This window comes from Nocardia sp. NPDC055165, assembly GCF_053606985.1.
The window spans coordinates 75631-92189 of the sequence record NZ_JBSGSS010000021.1 but is presented as its reverse complement, the minus strand read 5'-3'; the positions used below and the strand labels follow the sequence as shown (position 1 = coordinate 92189).

The following is a 16559-nucleotide window of genomic DNA, read 5'->3' as shown; positions in this document are numbered from 1 at the left end:
GCCTACGCCCCGGCGCCTGACCGGCGGCCCGGCCGCGGACCGGCCACTTCGTGGCCGTCCCTCCCTAGGGGTCGGGAGTGCGGTGGCTGGGTTGGGTGGGTTGTTGAAGACGGGGACGGGTTGGGTGTGGGCGGTGGGTTGTTGAGGAGGGGGACGGGCTGGGTGTGGGCGGTGGGTTGTTGAGGAGGGGGACAGGCTGGGTGTGCGGAGTGGTTGGTGGGGAGGGGGACTGGCTGGGTGTGGGGTGTGGGGAATGCGGTGGGTGGCTCGTAATAGTCGTTTGCGGGGCGGGTAATCAACGAGACGGTTGCCACGTGGGGACTTCGCTGCCGGGATCGGCGTGGGCGGCTACCGTCTATACATGACTGGACCGGCGCCCCTTGACCTTGCTTCGATCCGACGCGCACCGAAGGCCTTGCTGCATGATCACCTCGATGGTGGTCTGCGGCCCTCGACGGTGCTAGAGCTGGCCGCTGATTGCGGTTATGACGAATTACCCGCTGCCGATGCCGAGGGTTTGGGGGCGTGGTTTCGTGACGCCGCCGACAGCGGATCGCTCGAGCGGTATCTGGAGACGTTCGCGCACACGGTCGCGGTGATGCAGACCCCGGAGGGGCTGCGCAGGGTGGCGCGGGAGTGCGCGATCGACCTCGCCGCTGACGGAGTGGTGTACGCGGAGGTGCGGTTCGCGCCCGAGCAGCACCTCGAAAAGGGCCTCACGCTCGACGAGGTGGTCGAGCACACCCTCGCGGGGTTCCGGGAGGGCGAGGCGATCGCGGCGGAACAGGGCAACGTCGTTCGGGTGACGTGTCTGCTCACGGCGATGCGGCACGCGGCGAGGTCGCGGGAGATCGCGGAGCTGACCGTGCGGTTCCGGGATGCCGGGGTGGGCGGGTTCGACATCGCGGGCGCCGAGGCGGGATTTCCTCCCACCCGGCACCTGGACGCGTTCGAGTATCTGCGAGCCAATCACGCGCACTTCACGATTCACGCGGGTGAGGCGTTCGGCCTGCCGTCGATTCACGAGGCGCTGGCGTTCTGTGGCTGCGATCGGCTGGGCCACGGCGTGCGCATCACCGACGACATCAGCGTCCCGGGCGACATCGAGGACGCCCAGCTCGGCCTCGTCGCGAACTACGTGCGCGATATGCGGGTGCCGCTGGAACTGTGTCCCTCGTCGAATGTACAGACCGGCGCGGTGCCCTCGCTGGACAAGCATCCGTTCGACCTGCTGGCCCGCCTGCGCTTCCGGGTCACCGTCAACACCGACAACCGCCTGATGAGCGACACCTCCATGAGCGAGGAGATGCTCAAGCTGGTCGACACCTTCGGCTACGGCTGGAGCGACCTGGAACGCTTCACCATCAACGCCATGAAGTCGGCCTTCATCCCGTTCCCGGACCGGCTGAAGATCATCGACGAAGTGATCAAGCCGGGTTACGCGGTCCTGCTCGGTTGACATGAATCAGGGGTGGCACCGTATCGGTGCCACCCCTGATCTGTCGAGAACTACTCGCTGACGAGGCGTGCTTCGAACGCACGCTGCAAGTCGCGGAACTGCTGGGCCTCCGACGCGTACGGCGGGTTCGGCGCCATCCGGTTCGGATCCGGGTTGAGCAGGTACGAGACGTACCAGCCCAGCGGGTTCGACTGTGCGAGAGCCGTTTCCACGCTGTCGTCATCGGCGTAGTCGGCCGCGTCGCTGAACAGTTCGACCGCGAGGTCGAGCTGTTCGATATCGACCGCCTCTGGTCCCTCGGCCAGATCGTCGACCAGACCGGTGAGCACGTAGACGTTCTCGTCGGTCACCTCGACCTCGAGCGAACCGTCCACCGCCGCGGTCTGCACCTCGGCGTAGGTCGACACCCGCGACAGCTCGTGCTCGTGATCGTCGGCCAGGTAGCGGGCCAGTGCGCGCTCGGAACCGAAGACGGTGATGGTGCTGCCGTCACCGAGGAAGATCGGCTCGTCGTCGAGGTAGCAGCGCAGGGTGAACTGCTCGCCGTCGGAGGTGACGATCTTGACGGGGTCGATGCCGACCTCGTCCCAGAAGGATTCCTCTTCGTCCTCGTCGGCCGCGGAGAGGTCGACGTTCTCGAACTCTTCCTCCTCCTCGGCGGCATCGTCGGCGTCGACCTCGTTCTCCTCGGCCGCCAGCAGCTCCGCCTCGGCGACGGCCACCGCGGCCGCGTCGACGTTGGGTGTGCTGACGACGCTGTCGATCGCGTCGAGCACGTCGTCCCAGCCCTTGACGATCGCGGCACCGACCTGGTCCCACAGCTCTTCACCGTCGCGGCCGACGAATGTGCTCGCCCCGCTGGCCAGCGCACCGAGCACCGGGTTGTTGCCGAAGAACTTGGTCACCACGTCGAGCTCGCACACCTCGGCGATATTGCGCACCATCGCCAGGGTGTCCTCGAGCTCGCCGACGACGTCGACGTCCGGGTCGCCCGCCGCCAGTTCCGGCACGGAGACCAGATCGAAGCTGAAATTCTCCTCCGGCTCCAGCTCAGCGGCCGAAAGTCCGGCGATCACCGCCCAGGACGGGTGGTCGACGAGGTCGTTGTCGGAGTTGGTGCGGATGAACGCCGCCAGCTCCGCAACGGACTCGAATCCGTAGAGGTCGTCCTCGTGACCGAGGAACGCCTCCCACTCGTCGTCACCGTCGCGCCAGCGCGGTGCCCACAGGGTGACGAGATCGCCATCGGTCAGACCGAGCTCGATCGGGACGATGTCTCCAGAAGCCATGACGCGAAGCCTAGCTAGCTCGAGCGCCGGGCACTATCCGGCCCGGGTGCTAATTGCCCGTCGGGCTGTGCACTCGGGCCGGCGAGCGATTCGTTCAGTGTCGCAATGATGTTGGAACGTGCCTCACCGGCGGTCTCGGTGGCCTGCTTGCAGGCCGACAGGATGAGTGCGGCGGCCTCGGTGGGCGCCAGCGTGGTGATGGCTTCGTCCAGCGTCAGGGCGACGAGGGCGCCGTCGCTGTTCACCTCGGCGGTGACCAGCCCGTCCTCGGTGGTGAAACGCCCGTTGACCTGCTTCAACCCGTACAGCGCGGCCTCGAGCGCCTCGAGTTTTCCGGTGACGCCCGCGACCAGGGCATCCATTTCCGCACTCACAGTGGCCTCATCCAACTCGTCTGACCGGTGTCGGCGTCGTCGATGCGATCGAGCTCGTCGACCGCCTGACGCCGGGTGGGCAGGTTCATCTTGTCGAGCAGTTCGTCGGGGATCTGCGCCTGCTCGCTGTAGACCTCGCGCAGGCGAGCCGCGGCGGCGATGGTCGAGCGCCGTGTCAGGCGCAGGATCTCGTCGGCCAGCGCCTGTGCGCCGAACTGGTATTCACTGCGTTCGAACTTGAGCGCGATCGGCAGACCCATGCTGGTCGCGCGGACCGAGATCGTGCCGGAGCGGTTGGTACTGACCGCGGACTCCACATTGGGAACCTCGGGGATCGGCGTGCCGCTCATTCGGTAGGCCTGTAGAAGCCGTAGAACTCCATGCCACTGTTCTCCGTTCGGATGGAACTGATCGAAACCGGATCGCCCGCCTCGACGAGCTGCCCGTTGCCGACGACCATGGCGACATGGCCGTCCCACACCGCCAGATCGCCCGGCATCAGGTCACCGGGGGATACCTGAGGATTGCCGATGTGCTGTTCCTGCGCCAGCCGTGGCAGTTCGACCCCGGCCTCGCCGTAGGCGTACTTGGTGAGCCCGCTGCAGTCGATGCCCGACTGGGGGTCGTTGCCGCCCCAGACGTACGGGGTGCCGACGGCGCCGATGGCCGAGCGGACCGCGGTCGCGGCCTTCTCGTTGGGCGCCTCGACGGTGCTGCCGTCGGGCAGGGTGATCTTGACGCCGGTACCGGACCCTGTCGACGAACCGGTCGATGACCCCGTCGATCCGCCCGTGCCCGCGGAGGTCCCACCCGTGGTGGTCGACTTCGAGGAGCTGCTGCTGCTGTTGCTGCCGCCCATCGCTGTCGACAGGCCGGAACCCATGGCGCTGAGCACTGTGCTGCCGGTACTCGCCGCGGTCGAGAGCAGGCCGGAACTCGAGGCCGAGGACACGAGGTTGCTCGCGCCGGACGAGACGCTCGCCAGCGACGTACTCGACGGCGCGGGGGTGAGCTCCTGGATCGCGGAGGTCTGGGTGCCGAGTTCGTCCTGTACCCGGCCGACGACGCCCATGCCCTGACCGATGTGATCGATCGCCGAGCTCACCACGGCGGTCAGACCGGCCGGGGTGCCCAGGGTGGGGCTGAGCGCGGACACTTGCGACAGGAACGAGTTGACGATTCCGTCGAGCTCTTTCTGACCGGTCTCCACATAGGCGGCGGCCTGGTCGACGACGGTCGCCATCTCGGTGCCGTTGTCGCTCAGAGTCGCCGAGGAGGTCTGTACACGCAGCGCCTTGGCGGTGGCCGCGTCGACGGCCTGGCCGTCCCACGCGGTGTTCACGTTGTTGATGCTGCTGCGGCCCTGTTGATAGATCTGGTCGAGGTTGGTCGAGGTCGAGCGCAAGCCGTCGGATGCGCCGCCGGTGCCGAGTACGCCGGTGCCGAAGCTCGACAGCAGATCGAGGAGGGGCTGAGCCAGGCCGCTGAGGTCGATCATGCTTCGGTACCGATGTCGCCCGCGGCGGCGCTGAGCCCGGCCGCGTTGTTCAGGTCGGTCTCGACGAGGGTGGTCGCGGCGCTGGCGGTGGCCAGCCCCATGCTCCCCATGACCGCCGACAGCTGGGCGATCGACGCCACGTGACCGGCATGCGCGGCGGAGTAGGCGGCGGTGAAATCGCCGCCGATGAGACCCATGATGGGGCCGAGCAGGGTGGGGTCGGAGGCAACCGAACCAGCCGCCGCCGTGGCCAGTTCCGTGGCCATCACCTCAGCAGCTGCGCTGTACGCGACGATGCCTTCGGCATCGGCCGACATTTTTTTCGTCATCGAACTTCCCCCAATCCTCGAGTTCCCGGGCAGAGTACGTCACTCAGTATCTTGGACGCACCGACGCCGCATTCGGTTCCCTACTACCGCGAAAATTTCCCCAGCGGTCGTAGGCGCGAAGCGCCAAGCGACCCTATCGTCTTTTCATGCGCACCGACACCGTCGATCATCCACTCGCCGCGGCCCTGCTCAGCACCATGCGGGACGCCCGGACCGACAACGCCACTTTCCGCAATGCTCTGGCCGATCTCACCGGCATCCTCATGTACGAGGCGCTGCGCGACGCGCCGGTGGTGCGCGAGCCCATCGACACGCCGGTCGCGGTCACCGAGGGCGTCCGCTTGGCGGCGCCCCCACTGCTCGTTCCGGTGCTGCGCGCCGGGCTCGGCATGGTCTACGCCGCAGCCGAACTCGTGCCCGAAGCCCGCGTCGGGTTCGTCGGCATCGCCCGCGACGAGCAGACCCACGAGCCGGTGCCCTACCTCGAGTCGCTGCCCGCCGACCTCACCGGCCTGCCCGTCTTCGTCCTCGATCCGATGCTGGCGACCGGCGGCTCCATGCGCCACACGATCGAACTGCTCGCCGCCCGCGGCGCGACCGACATCACCGCCATCTGCGTCGTCTCGGCACCCGAAGGCGTTGCCGCCCTCGCGGCCTCGGGCCTCCCGGTCCGCCTGATCACCGCCGCCATCGACGAGAAACTCAACGAGAACGCCTACATCGTCCCCGGCCTCGGCGACGCGGGCGACCGCCAGTTCGGCCCCCGCTGAACTATTGCTCGCCCGCTGCCAGCGACCGGCAGAACGTGGTGAGCTGGGAGAGGCGCTGGGCGGTGAGCTGTTTCGCGTCGTTCAGATCGTCCCGGTCGGCGACCGGGGCGAATACCTCCAGGTAGCACTTGAGTTTGGGTTCGGTGCCCGAGGGACGCACGACGATGCGGAAGTCGTCGGCGTCGAAGATCAGTGCGTCGGTGCGGAGCCGGCCGCGGACCTGCGCCTGGTCGGTGAATTTCACCGGGGTGCCTGCGATGTCGCTGGGTGGGTTCGCGCGCAGGGCGGCGACCAGCACGCTCGCGGCGGCCTGGTCGGGTAGACGCAGGGAGACCTGCCCGCCCGCGTGCAGGCCGAATTCGACAGCGTAGGAGTCGAGTTCGCCTTGCAGCGTGGTGTCCTGGGCCTTCAGCAGGGCGACGAGGTCGGCGGCGGCCACCGCGGCCGAGATGCCGTCCTTGTCGCGGACCTTGGCGGGGTCGACGCAGTGCCCGATGGCCTCCTCGTAGGCGTAGACGAGTCCGTCGCCCGCCCTGGCCAGCCATTTGAAGCCGGTGAGGGTCTCGGCGTAGCGGGCCGAGCGCGCGGCGGCCAGCTTCGACAGCAGGCGTGAGGACACGATGGTCGTGGCGACCAGCGGGTCGGTGGGGTGCGTGCGCAGCACGTAGTCGGCCAGCAGTACACCGGTTTCGTCGCCGCGCAGCATGTGCCAACCATCCGGGCCGGGCACTCCGAGCGCGCACCGATCGGCATCGGGATCGAGGGCGATCGCCACGTCGGCATCGACCCGCTCGGCCAGCGCGAGCAACAGATCGGCGGCGCCCGGCTCTTCCGGATTGGGGAAGGAGACGGTGGGGAAGTCGGGGTCGGGGGCGAACTGCTCCTCGACCACCCGCACATCGGTGAACCCGGCCGCGGCCAGTGCGCGCACCGCGAGTTCACCGCCGACCCCGTGCAGCGCGGTCAGCGCGATCCGCACATCCGCCCGTTCGCCGGGACCGCCGAGCAGCCGGGGCAATTCCGCGACCCGCTCGAGATAGCGATCGACCAGATCGGCACCGGAGGTCGAAACAGCTTCCCGTGCAACAGGTTCGACAACCGCCTCGATGCGCTTCTCGATCTCGCTGTCGGCGGGCGCGATCAATTGCGACCCGCCGTCGAGGTACACCTTGTAACCGTTGTCGGCAGGCGGATTGTGCGAGGCGGTGATCTGCACCCCCGCCACCGCACCCAGCTCACGCACCGCGAACGCCACCACCGGAGTCGGCACCGGATCCGGCAGCACCGTGACGGGAAAGCCTGCGGCAGTGAATATCTCAGCGGTCGCCGTGGCGAAATCCGCAGACCCGTGCCGCGCGTCCCGCCCGACCACCACGGCGCCACCGCCGAGGCAACGTTCGCGCAGCCAGTCGGCCAGCCCGGCGGTGGCCCGTGACACCGTCGTCACGTTCATCCCGTCCGGGCCCTCACGCAACGGCCCACGCAGGCCGGCGGTCCCGAAGCGCAGCATCTACACGCGCTCCAGAATGCCGCGCAGCAGCTTGCCCAGCCGGGGCGCCGCGGCTTGCCCCTCGGCCAGCACCTCCGCGTGCGAAAGATGTTCGCCGGTAACGCCCGCGGCCAGATTGGTGACCAGCGAGATGCCGAGCACCTTCGCGCCCAGTGAACGCGCCTCGATCGCCTCGAGCACCGTCGACATACCGACCAGGTCGGCGCCGATGGTCGCGAGCATGCGGATCTCGGCGGGCGTCTCGTACTGCGGACCGATGAGCCCGGCGTACACACCCTCGGTCAGACTCGGGTCGATTTCCCGTGTCAGCGCCCGCAATTCGGGATCCCAGGCATCGACCAGGTCGACGAATCGCGCGCCTACCAGCGGGGTGCGCGCGGTGAGGTTGATGTGGTCGGCGATCAGTACCGGCTCACCCACCCGCAGGCCCGCCCTGAGCCCACCCGCGGCATTGGTGAGCAGCACGATCTCGGCGCCCGCCGCGATCGCCGCGGTCACCGGGTGCACCACCTGCTGCGGTGTGTAGCCCTCGTACAGGTGCTGGCGGCCCATCAGCAGCAGCACGTTGTTGTCGTTCACGGTGACCGAATGCACCGTGCCGCCGTGCCCCTGCGCACTGGGTTTGCCGAAGCCGGGTAACTCCGTCATGGGGATCGAGGCGCGCGGCGCGCCGATCTCGGCTGCTGCCTCCTGCCACCCCGATCCCAGCACCACGGCCACGCGATGACGCGGCACTCCCGTACGTTCGGCAATCGCCGCAGCGGCCTGTTCGGCAGTCATGGGCTGAGTTTATTGGAGCGCTGGCGCGCTCGAGTTCGCGGCCACGGGTGTCCCGACGATCAGGTGCCGTTGCTTGCTCCTTCGTCGCCTACGCAACGGCACCTGATCGTCGGGACGGCCGCGAACCGCCGCTGCGCGGCGGACCCTCCTCGAGGTCGGGTCGTGCGGGCCGGGAAGGTGCCTACCCGCGAGTAGGGGAGGGTTCAGGTCCGGACTATTCTCCCCTGCATGCCGTATTTGGAGCGCTCTGGTGATGTTTTCGTCCTGTACCTCGGCAACGAGGGTGAGACAGACAACGAGAACCGTTTCTCGCCGGACTGGATCGATGCCTTCCACGCCGCACTCGACGAGGTCGAGGCGTCCGAGGGTGCGGCCGCGCTGGTCACCGTCGCGACCGGTAAGTACTACAGCAACGGCCTCGACACCGATTACGTCTTCGGCAACCTGGACAAGATCCACGGCTACCTCGACCGGGTGCACTCGCTCTACACCCGCCTGCTGACCTTCCCGATGCCCACGATCGCCGCGGTCAACGGCCACGCGTTCGGCGCGGGCGCCATGCTGGCCACCTCCCACGATTCCCGCGTGATGCGCGGTGACCGCGGCTTCTGGTCGCTGCCCGAGGTGCATCTGGGCATGCCGTTCACGATCGGTATGAACGGCTTGCTGAAGGGTCGCCTGAGCAACCAGGTGTGCGTCCAGGCGATGACCACCGGGCACCGTTTCGGTGCCGACGAGGCCATCGCCGCCGGCATCGCCGATGCCAAGGCCGACGCCGACGAGGTGCTGCCCGCCGCGATCGCCCGCGCCGCCGCGCTCACCAGCCTGCGCAAGCCGATCACCCCGATCATCAAGACCGCGCTGCACGCCGAGACGCTCGCCGCGCTGGCCACGCCGGTCACCCCGGAGAACCTTCCCTTCGGCAACTGACCTCGCTCGCCGGTGCGCCGCTGTCGGGCACTGATGCAAGACTGGGGGTATGGCACCCTCGCGCACCGGCGAACTCACAGCCACCGCCTCCGACGCCGCGATTGTCGCTGCCTCGGACGAGCTGATCGGGCTCTCGCACGCGATTCACGCCGAACCGGAGCTGGCCTTCGCCGAAACGCGTAGCGTCGCGAAGGTCCTCGCGCCGCTGGTCGAGCGCGGATTCGCCGTCACGACGGGCGTCGCCGGGCTGTCGACGGCGTTTCGCGCGGTGTACGGCAGCGGCCCGCTCACCGTCGGCATCTGCGCCGAATACGACGCGCTGCCCGAGATCGGGCACGCCTGCGGGCACAACATCATCGCCGCGTCCGCTGTCGGCGCGGCCATCGGGCTGGCCGCCGTGGCCGACGCGCTCGGCCTGACCGTGGTGGTGCTCGGTACGCCCGCGGAGGAGAGCGGCGGCGGCAAGGTGCTCATGCTGGAAGCGGGCGCCTTCGACGACATCGCGATGGCGATGATGGTCCACCCTGGGCCTGCCGACATCGTCGGCGCGCGCTCACTGGCATTGGCCGACCTCGCCATCGTCTTCCACGGCCGCGAGGCGCATGCCAGCGCCGCGCCCGAACTGGGCCGCAACGCCGGCGACGCGGTAACCCTGACCCAGGTTGCTGTCGGCTTGCTACGTCAGCATTTGCGACCCGGCCAGCAGCTGCACGGTATAGTGTCCGACGGTGGCGTAGCCCCCAACATCGTGCCCGGACGCGCGGAGTTGCTGTACTACCTCCGCGCGGCGGATTCCGGCTCCCTCGACGACCTGATGCGGCGAGCGAAGGCGTGTTTCGAAGCGGGCGCCCTGGCGACCGGCTGCACCCACGACATACGGACGCTCGCGCCCACCTATACCGAGCTCACCCCCGATCCGGTTCTTTCCGCTGCCTACCGCGCGCAGATCACCGGACTGGGACGGGTGCCGATCGCGCCCGAGTTCGAGGTGTTGCGGCCGCTCGGGAGCACCGACATGGGCAACGTCACCAACGTCGTCCCCGGTATCCACCCGGTGATCGGCATCGACGCGGGCGGTGCGGCAACCCACCAGCCCGCGTTCGCCGCCGCCGCGGTGAACGCCTCGGCGGACCGGGCGGTGCTCGACGGCGCGCTGGCGCTGGCGCGTACCGCTGTCGCTATCGCGGGCGATGAAGTACACAGGGACAGGTTGTTGCAACGGCTGATCGAACGACAGGAGGACATTCGGTGACCATTTCCGGCCATCCGGGCACCGCACGCGCAGGCTCCGACGCGCTATCGATGGGTGTGGGTACCCACTCGATGGCGCGCGAGACCGCAGCGTGTCCGACCACGCCGGACACCGAACCAACTCTGATGTCGGGAACCGAGATCGTTGACGCATGGCTGGCCGAGCACACCGGCGACCTGGTGCAATGGCGCAGACATATCCACGCCAACCCCGAGTTGTCGCGGGCGGAGTTCACCACCACCGAGTTCGTGTCGGGCTGGCTCACCAAGGCCGGGCTGACCTGGGAGGTGCTGCCGGGCGGCACCGGGTTGATCTGCGACTTCGGCCCCACCGATCGGCCGCGGATCGCCTTGCGCGCCGACATGGACGCGCTGCCGATGCAGGAGTTCACCGGTCTGACCTTCGCCTCGACGGTGCCCGGCGTGTCGCATGCCTGCGGGCACGACGCGCACACCACGGTGCTGCTCGGTGCCGGTCTCGCGCTGGCCGAGGCACAGGACAAGCTGCCGGTCGGGGTGCGGTTGGTGTTCCAGCCCGCCGAGGAAGTGATGCCCGGTGGTGCGCTCGATGTGGTCGCGGCCGGTGGGATGACCGGGGTCGACCGGATCTTCGCGCTGCACTGCGATCCGCGTCTGGAGGTCGGCAAGGTCGGGGTACGAACCGGGGCCATCACGTCGGCGGCCGACACGGTCGAGTTGGTGCTCGATTCGCCCGGTGGGCATACCTCGCGCCCGCATCTGACCAGCGACCTGGTCTACGCGATCGGCACCGTCATCACGGGGTTGCCCGGATTGCTGAGCCGCCGCGTCGATCCTCGAACCAGCACGATCATGGTCTGGGGTGCGGTGAGCGCGGGCAAGGCGCCCAACGCGATTCCGCAGACGGGCATGCTCACGGGCACCGTGCGTACCGGTGATCACGCCACCTGGCTGCTGCTGGAACCGCTGGTCCGCGAGATCGTCGACGGGTTGCTCGCGCCGACGGGCGTGCGCTACCAGCTCAACTACAAGCGTGGTGTGCCGCCGGTGGTCAACGATCCGACGTCGGCGCTGATGTTCGAGAACGCGATCCTGGGGATGGGCGAGGACGCGTTGGCCGACACCCCGCAGTCGGGCGGCGGCGAGGACTTCTCCTGGTACCTGGAGGAAGTGCCCGGCGCGATGGCCAGGCTGGGTGTCTGGTCCGGCGTCGGCGAACAGCTGGACCTGCACCAGCCGACCTTCGACATCGACGAGCGCGCTTTGGCCGTGGGTGTTCGGACGTTGACGAACATCGTCCTGCAGGCATAGCAGTACGGGCTGACCCAGTTGACTCACGACCGCCGGCCGCCGACACGACGTCAGCGGCCGGCGGGTCCGGCTTTACTATTCGGGGCGGCGGAACAGCTCAGGCGCCGGGCCCGACGTTCTTGCTGTTGCGGGTGCGCAGGGCGTGGACGTAGTCCTCTGGGGCGCCTGCCTTTTCGGCCGCGTCGGCGATGACGCCGATGTAGCGGGCCGAGGGGAGGCCGCCTTCGTAGGCGTCCAGGACGTAGAGCCAGGCCAGGCGGGACTCGCCCTGGGTGCCGGTGACCCGGATCCGGATCTTCTTGTGGATGCCGAAGTCGGAGCCCTCCCAGCGGTCGAGGCTGTCCTCGTCCTCGGGGGAGACGTCGTAGAGCACGACGAACACCCGGGAGCCGGGATCCTCGACGACGGTGGCCAACGGCCCTTCCCAGCCGATGTCGTCACCGGCGAAGGTCAGGCGCCAACCCTCCAGCCACCCGGTCCCGGACATGGGCGAATGCGGGCAGCGTTCCAGCATCTGCGTCGAGTCCATGTTGGACCCGTAGGCGGCATAGATCGGCACCATCGAACTGTAGCCAATAACCACGGTGGAATTCCTGTCTCCCACCCAGATCGGCTGACGGTCACACTTGCCGGTGGTGCCGAACGTGGCACAGAACACGCGCACCGTTGTTCACCGATCCGACCCGGGCACGTCACAGAGCACCTGAAATGATGGGGCGACAGCACGGACGAGCCCTCACAAGGGGCAGGTCCGATCAGGCGAGCACAAGGAGCGTGACTGGTGGCACGGATTGCGATCATCGGCGGTGGACCGGCCGGATACGAGGCGGCGCTGGTAGCCGCTCAGCACGGGGCCACGGTGACCCTGGTCGACGCCGACGGTATCGGTGGCGCCTGTGTGCTGTGGGATTGCGTGCCGTCGAAAACCTTCATCGCCTCGACGGGCCTGCGCACCGACCTGCGTCGCGCGCGCGACCTCGGCATCAATATCGATGCCGATCAGGCCAAGGTGCATCTGCCCGAGGTGAACGCGCGCGTCAAGGCGCTCGCACTGGCACAGTCCTCCGATATCCGCGCCAAATTGCAGGCCGCGGGTGTGCAACTACTTCCTGGCTATGGCGAATTGGTCGGGCCCGCACCGGGTTTGGCCCATCGCGTGCGCGCGAACCTGGCCGACGGGAGCTCCGAGGAGTTCGAGGCCGAGGTCGTGTTGATCGCGACCGGCGCGAGCCCGCGGGTGCTCCCCGGCGCCGAGCCCGACGGTGAGCGGATCCTGAACTGGCGCCAGCTCTACGACCTGCCGGAACTGCCCGAGACGCTGGTCGTCGTCGGATCCGGTGTCACCGGCGCCGAATTCGTGTCCGCCTACACCGAGATGGGTGTGCGGGTGAAGCTCGTGTCGAGCCGCGACCGCGTGCTGCCCGGCGAGGACGCCGACGCTGCCCTCGTGCTCGAGGAAGCCCTCGCCGAACGCGGCGTCGAGCTGGTCAAGCACGCTCGCGCCGACGCGGTGGAGCGCACCGCCGACGGGATCGTGGTGAAGCTGTCCGACGGCCGTACCGTCACCGGTTCGCACGCCCTGATGACCGTCGGTTCCACCCCGAACACCGAGAACCTCGGCCTGGACCGGGTCGGTATCGAACTCGACCGCGGCGGATACCTTCGTGTCGACCGGGTTTCGCGCACGTCGGTGCCCGGCATCTACGCCGCCGGCGACTGCACGGGTCTGCTGCCGCTGGCTTCGGTGGCCGCCATGCAGGGCCGGATCGCGATGTATCACTCGCTCGGCGAGGGGGTGAGCCCGATCAGGCTGAAGACGGTGGCCTCGGCGGTGTTCACCCGCCCGGAGATCGCGACCGTCGGTGTCAGTCAGACCGCCATCGACAACGGTGAGGTCCCCGCGCGCACAGTGATGTTGCCGCTCAACACCAATCCGCGCGCGAAGATGTCGGGGCTGCGGCGCGGCTTCGTCAAGATCTTCTGCCGCCCGGCGACCGGTGTGGTGATCGGCGGTGTGGTGGTCGCGCCGATCGCGTCGGAGCTGATCCTGCCGATCGCGCTGGCGGTACAGAACAATCTGACGGTCACCGATCTCGCGCAGACGTTCTCGGTGTACCCCTCGCTCACCGGCTCGCTCACCGAAGCCGGACGTTTGCTGATGCGCCACGACGACCTCGACTGAGCCCCTGACACCGTATTGTGAAACGAATCACAATGCGTTTCAGGTTTCGAATTGTGTTGTTCGCCAACGGCGCTCGTCGCTTCCGGGCAACTGTCACACCAGGTGTTTGCGCAGGCGGAACCGGGTGAAAGCGAAACCTGGTGCTGCGTTGCCTGTCCCGCGCTCATGTGGTTGACTCACCGCCGAGGCGCGATCAGTTGTGATCGCGTGGTGGAGCAGTGGGGGATTCCCTCCGGGAAAGGGATTACGAAAAGTGAAGCATCGTAAGCCGAGTCGGGCGCAGCGAGCGATGGCAAGCACGTCGTTGCCTTTGGCCGCCGCGGCAGCCGTGGCAACCCTCCTCGCGGCTCCGGCCGGCGCGGTCCCCAGTGACCAGCCGACCACACCCGCGACTCCGGCTCCTGCGCAGCCGGGCCAGCCTTCGGGTGAAGTAGAAGCTCCGGCGACCCCGGAAACGGAAACCCCGGAGAACGTCAAGCCGGGTCAGACGAAGCCGGGCGAGACCAAGCCCACGCCGGCTCAGCCGGGTGTCACCAGCCCCGCGCCCGGTCAGCCGGAGCAGGGCACCCCCGCCAAGCCGACGCCGAGCCAGCCGGGCGTCACCAGCCCCCGTGTCGCGCCGCTGCCGGTCCCCGGTCAGGCGCAGCCTGCGGTCCAGCCGGAGCGCGCGGGCGCGACGCCCGACCAGCCGGGCACCACCAAGCCGGAGACGGGCACCACGCCGAGCCAGCCGGGCGCCACGCCGGGCCAGCAGCAGACGCAGCCCACCGTGCCGTCCGATCAGGGCACCGGGACCGGCACCCAGGCCGAGGTCGAGTCTCCGGACACCCTCGTCCAGGAGCCGAAGGAGCCGGCCTGGCAGGCGCCGCGCCTGGCCAACGCGCCCGCCGCGCCCGTCGTCGAGATGGAGGGCCCGCGTCAGGAAATCGGCGTCACCGTCGACGGTGCCGGAATCCTGGCGAACACCCACCACTACAACAACGCCTCGGGCTACGTCGGCACGGTCGGCTACCGGACGCCGGGTGGCGGTTTCGGTGACGCCGGTATCTCGGTCGAGTACGTCGGCGCGAACGAGGTCAAGGTCACCACCTTCAACGGTGGCGACGGCCGCAGCGACAACACCACCGTGACGGTGCTCGACACCACGCAGGCCAACCTGGCCAAGGCCGCGGTGGAGAACTGGATCAAGGCGCAGCCGGGCGGCAACGCCGCGCTCGATGCGGCCGCGAAGGCTACACTGCCCGTGCCGGGGGAGCTGCTTCAGACGGTGAACGTCGCGGGTGTGAACACCCAGTGGGGTGGCTCGATCCAGTACTGACACGCAGTTTGTCGTGTGGGGCGGTCGCCTTCGACCGCCCCACACGTGTGTCCCGGGAAAGGATTGGACTTGGGCACCGAGGGCGACGAGAACGAACGCGGCGATCGACAACGAGCGGCCGCGGATTTCGGCTCTCCCGTAGGAGATTTCGGACCGCCGGTCGATGACGCCGGCTTCGGTGGGCCCGTTCCCGCCACGCCTCCGCCCGCGCCGTCCGGGGTTCCGGAGCGGGGTTGGCGACCGGCCGAACCGCCTGCCGGCGCACCGCCCGGCCCGTTCGGTCCGCCGGCCGGTGCGCCCGCGCCGGGTCCGTTCGGTGGGCCCGTCGCCGGTCAGCCGCCCGTTGCTCCGCCGCCTGCCGGTCCGTTCGTCGGCTCGGTGCCGCCCGGTCCGCCCGCGCGGCTCTCGGCTCCGCCTTCGGGCTCCACGCCGACAGATCAAGGCTCGGCGCCGGGCAGCGGTCAAGCGCCGCCTCGGTTGCCCGACGGTCGCCGTTCCGCGCCGACTTCCGTCTTCGGTGACGCGGTAGCGACGCCGCCGCCCGCTCGTCCGGGTCCCCCCGCGCCGTTCGGCGGACCCACTCCCGGTGGTCCGCCCGCTGCCGACCCGACTGTGCGTTTCGGTGGTGAGCCGCCGCGCGGTGAGAGTTCGGTCTTCGGCGACTCGGTCTTCGGTGATTCCGTGCCGGTGACGTCCGGTCGCGAACTCACCGAGGTGATCCGTCGCGGTCGCCCCGGCCCCAAAGATCCTGCGCCGCAGCCGCCGTCACGCGAGAGCGGGCCCGCCGCGGACACCGTGCGGCCGCCCGAGGGCTCCCGCACTCCGCTGGTTCCCGACAAGCCGAGGCCCGCCGCCGACAAGGCGTGGTGGGACAACCCCGACGATGACGGCGGGATTCCCAAGCCGCCATCCGAACCCGGCCTGTCGTGGGCCGACGACCCGATCGCGCGTCGTCTCGCGCCGAAGACGCCGGCCACCCCGGCGCCGGTGGAGACGGAACCCGACAACAAGCGCCTGCGCTGGATCATCGGCGGTGTGGCCGCGGCGGTTCTGCTCGTGGTGGCGCTGGTCCTGACGATCGGGCTGGTCAAGCGTGGTGGCGGCGCCGATCCCGGTGTCACGGCCGCGCCGGTTCCCTCGGTCGCGTCGGGCACCGAGTGCCAGTCCGTCGCCGAACAGTCGGTGACCGTCGGCAACGGACCGGGCGACACCAGCACCGGTGCCAGGGCCATCCTCGGCTTCCAGTACGCCTTCTACACCGACCGCTCCGGGGCGAAGGTGCGTGAGTTCGTGGCGCCCGACGCCGAGAACATCTCACCTGCCGAGACCATCCAGCAGGCGATCGACGGTCAGATCCCCGCGGGCACCACTCACTGCGTGAAGATGCGCGAAACCAGCGCGGGCCGCTACGACGTCGAACTGCGCGAAATGCACCCCGATGGCTCGGCCGTGGTCTACAAGCAGGAGATCATCACCACGAACACCGACGGAAAGTGGCAGGTCAAGTCCATCACCGCTCGGTAGCGTCTCATTGTATGAGACAACAATTTCATATTCTGGTGGACGATATGCAATCGTA

Annotated in this window: 16 protein-coding genes; 8 read left to right on the top strand and 8 right to left on the bottom strand. The window is 68.8% G+C overall.

The annotated features are described in order from the left end of the window. Positions 1–361: 361 nt before the first annotated feature. A complete protein-coding gene (locus ACWFRF_RS31815; protein ID WP_452453808.1) occupies positions 362–1459 on the top strand; it encodes an adenosine deaminase in 1098 nt (365 codons plus the stop codon). A gap of 50 nt (positions 1460–1509) precedes the next feature. On the opposite strand, the gene ACWFRF_RS31810 is transcribed toward ACWFRF_RS31815, so the two are convergent. The 5 genes from ACWFRF_RS31810 to ACWFRF_RS31790 are packed head-to-tail and all read right to left on the bottom strand — an operon-like array spanning position 1510 to position 4949. Beyond that, a complete protein-coding gene (locus ACWFRF_RS31810) occupies positions 1510–2748 on the bottom strand; it encodes a primosomal protein (RefSeq protein ID WP_452453806.1) in 1239 nt (412 codons plus the stop codon). A gap of 14 nt (positions 2749–2762) precedes the next feature. Then, positions 2763–3122: a YbaB/EbfC family nucleoid-associated protein gene (locus tag ACWFRF_RS31805; RefSeq protein WP_378635517.1), complete on the bottom strand. Its 360-nt coding sequence runs from the start codon at positions 3120–3122 to the stop codon at positions 2763–2765. After that, positions 3119–3472, bottom strand: a complete 354-nt coding sequence (locus ACWFRF_RS31800; protein ID WP_101464284.1) for a hypothetical protein — start codon at positions 3470–3472, stop codon at positions 3119–3121. Before ACWFRF_RS31800 ends, ACWFRF_RS31805 begins: the two co-directional genes overlap by 4 nt. Then, positions 3469–4620, bottom strand: a complete 1152-nt coding sequence (locus tag ACWFRF_RS31795) for an NlpC/P60 family protein (protein WP_452453804.1) — start codon at positions 4618–4620, stop codon at positions 3469–3471. The genes ACWFRF_RS31800 and ACWFRF_RS31795 overlap by 4 nt, the downstream gene beginning before the upstream one ends. Next, entirely contained in the window at positions 4617–4949 is a 333-nt protein-coding gene (locus tag ACWFRF_RS31790) for a hypothetical protein (protein ID WP_379314914.1), read from the bottom strand. The genes ACWFRF_RS31795 and ACWFRF_RS31790 overlap by 4 nt, the downstream gene beginning before the upstream one ends. A gap of 146 nt (positions 4950–5095) precedes the next feature. On the opposite strand from ACWFRF_RS31790, the gene upp reads away from it, so the two are divergent. Beyond that, complete coding sequence (gene upp, locus ACWFRF_RS31785) at positions 5096–5719, top strand: uracil phosphoribosyltransferase (RefSeq protein ID WP_378995364.1); 624 nt, start codon at positions 5096–5098, stop codon at positions 5717–5719. Between the two features lies 1 nt (position 5720). On the opposite strand, the gene ACWFRF_RS31780 is transcribed toward upp, so the two are convergent. Both ACWFRF_RS31780 and ACWFRF_RS31775 read right to left on the bottom strand, forming a co-directional pair. Next, positions 5721–7229 (bottom strand): phospho-sugar mutase, encoded by a 1509-nt coding sequence (locus ACWFRF_RS31780; RefSeq protein ID WP_452453801.1) that lies wholly within the window; start codon positions 7227–7229, stop codon positions 5721–5723. Then, the gene (locus ACWFRF_RS31775) at positions 7230–8009 is read right to left on the bottom strand and encodes a purine-nucleoside phosphorylase (protein WP_449971952.1); all 780 of its coding nucleotides are present in this window, start codon (positions 8007–8009) and stop codon (positions 7230–7232) included. It lies immediately after the preceding gene. Between the two features lie 228 nt (positions 8010–8237). Between ACWFRF_RS31775 and ACWFRF_RS31770 the strand changes: the two genes are divergently transcribed. The 3 genes from ACWFRF_RS31770 to ACWFRF_RS31760 all read left to right on the top strand — a co-directional run bounded on the left by ACWFRF_RS31770 (position 8238) and on the right by ACWFRF_RS31760 (position 11480). After that, a complete protein-coding gene (locus ACWFRF_RS31770) occupies positions 8238–8939 on the top strand; it encodes an enoyl-CoA hydratase-related protein (protein WP_452453799.1) in 702 nt (233 codons plus the stop codon). 49 nt (positions 8940–8988) lie between these two features. Beyond that, on the top strand, positions 8989–10191 hold the full coding sequence (locus ACWFRF_RS31765; RefSeq protein WP_378995372.1) for a M20 family metallopeptidase: 1203 nt from the start codon (positions 8989–8991) through the stop codon (positions 10189–10191). A gap of 125 nt (positions 10192–10316) precedes the next feature. After that, positions 10317–11480: a M20 family metallopeptidase gene (locus ACWFRF_RS31760; protein ID WP_378995494.1), complete on the top strand. Its 1164-nt coding sequence runs from the start codon at positions 10317–10319 to the stop codon at positions 11478–11480. A gap of 97 nt (positions 11481–11577) precedes the next feature. Here the strand turns inward: ACWFRF_RS31760 and ACWFRF_RS31755 are convergent, their stop codons facing one another. Beyond that, entirely contained in the window at positions 11578–12039 is a 462-nt protein-coding gene (locus ACWFRF_RS31755) for a gamma-glutamylcyclotransferase (RefSeq protein WP_056819179.1), read from the bottom strand. A 222-nt stretch (positions 12040–12261) separates the two neighbouring features. Between ACWFRF_RS31755 and ACWFRF_RS31750 the strand changes: the two genes are divergently transcribed. From ACWFRF_RS31750 to ACWFRF_RS31740, 3 genes are all read left to right on the top strand, one after another. Continuing rightward, positions 12262–13662 (top strand): NAD(P)H-quinone dehydrogenase, encoded by a 1401-nt coding sequence (locus ACWFRF_RS31750; protein WP_378995374.1) that lies wholly within the window; start codon positions 12262–12264, stop codon positions 13660–13662. 289 nt (positions 13663–13951) lie between these two features. Then, the gene (locus ACWFRF_RS31745; protein WP_379316258.1) at positions 13952–14980 is read left to right on the top strand and encodes a hypothetical protein; all 1029 of its coding nucleotides are present in this window, start codon (positions 13952–13954) and stop codon (positions 14978–14980) included. Positions 14981–15049: 69 nt separating this feature from the next. Continuing rightward, on the top strand, positions 15050–16504 hold the full coding sequence (locus ACWFRF_RS31740) for a hypothetical protein (RefSeq protein WP_452453797.1): 1455 nt from the start codon (positions 15050–15052) through the stop codon (positions 16502–16504). Positions 16505–16559: the final 55 nt, after the last annotated feature.

What these genes read in the sequence shown, in the direction of transcription:
- ACWFRF_RS31815 (WP_452453808.1), top strand. Translation starts at nt 362, where the DNA reads ATGACTGGACCGGCGCCCCTTGACCTTGCTTCGATCCGACGCGCACCG.
- ACWFRF_RS31810 (WP_452453806.1), bottom strand. Translation starts at nt 2,748, where the DNA reads ATGGCTTCTGGAGACATCGTCCCGATCGAGCTCGGTCTGACCGATGGC.
- ACWFRF_RS31800 (WP_101464284.1), bottom strand. Translation starts at nt 3,472, where the DNA reads ATGAGCGGCACGCCGATCCCCGAGGTTCCCAATGTGGAGTCCGCGGTC.
- ACWFRF_RS31795 (WP_452453804.1), bottom strand. Translation starts at nt 4,620, where the DNA reads ATGATCGACCTCAGCGGCCTGGCTCAGCCCCTCCTCGATCTGCTGTCG.
- ACWFRF_RS31790 (WP_379314914.1), bottom strand. Translation starts at nt 4,949, where the DNA reads ATGACGAAAAAAATGTCGGCCGATGCCGAAGGCATCGTCGCGTACAGC.
- upp (WP_378995364.1), top strand. Translation starts at nt 5,096, where the DNA reads ATGCGCACCGACACCGTCGATCATCCACTCGCCGCGGCCCTGCTCAGC.
- ACWFRF_RS31780 (WP_452453801.1), bottom strand. Translation starts at nt 7,229, where the DNA reads ATGCTGCGCTTCGGGACCGCCGGCCTGCGTGGGCCGTTGCGTGAGGGC.
- ACWFRF_RS31775 (WP_449971952.1), bottom strand. Translation starts at nt 8,009, where the DNA reads ATGACTGCCGAACAGGCCGCTGCGGCGATTGCCGAACGTACGGGAGTG.
- ACWFRF_RS31770 (WP_452453799.1), top strand. Translation starts at nt 8,238, where the DNA reads ATGCCGTATTTGGAGCGCTCTGGTGATGTTTTCGTCCTGTACCTCGGC.
- ACWFRF_RS31765 (WP_378995372.1), top strand. Translation starts at nt 8,989, where the DNA reads ATGGCACCCTCGCGCACCGGCGAACTCACAGCCACCGCCTCCGACGCC.
- ACWFRF_RS31760 (WP_378995494.1), top strand. Translation starts at nt 10,317, where the DNA reads ATGTCGGGAACCGAGATCGTTGACGCATGGCTGGCCGAGCACACCGGC.
- ACWFRF_RS31745 (WP_379316258.1), top strand. Translation starts at nt 13,952, where the DNA reads ATGGCAAGCACGTCGTTGCCTTTGGCCGCCGCGGCAGCCGTGGCAACC.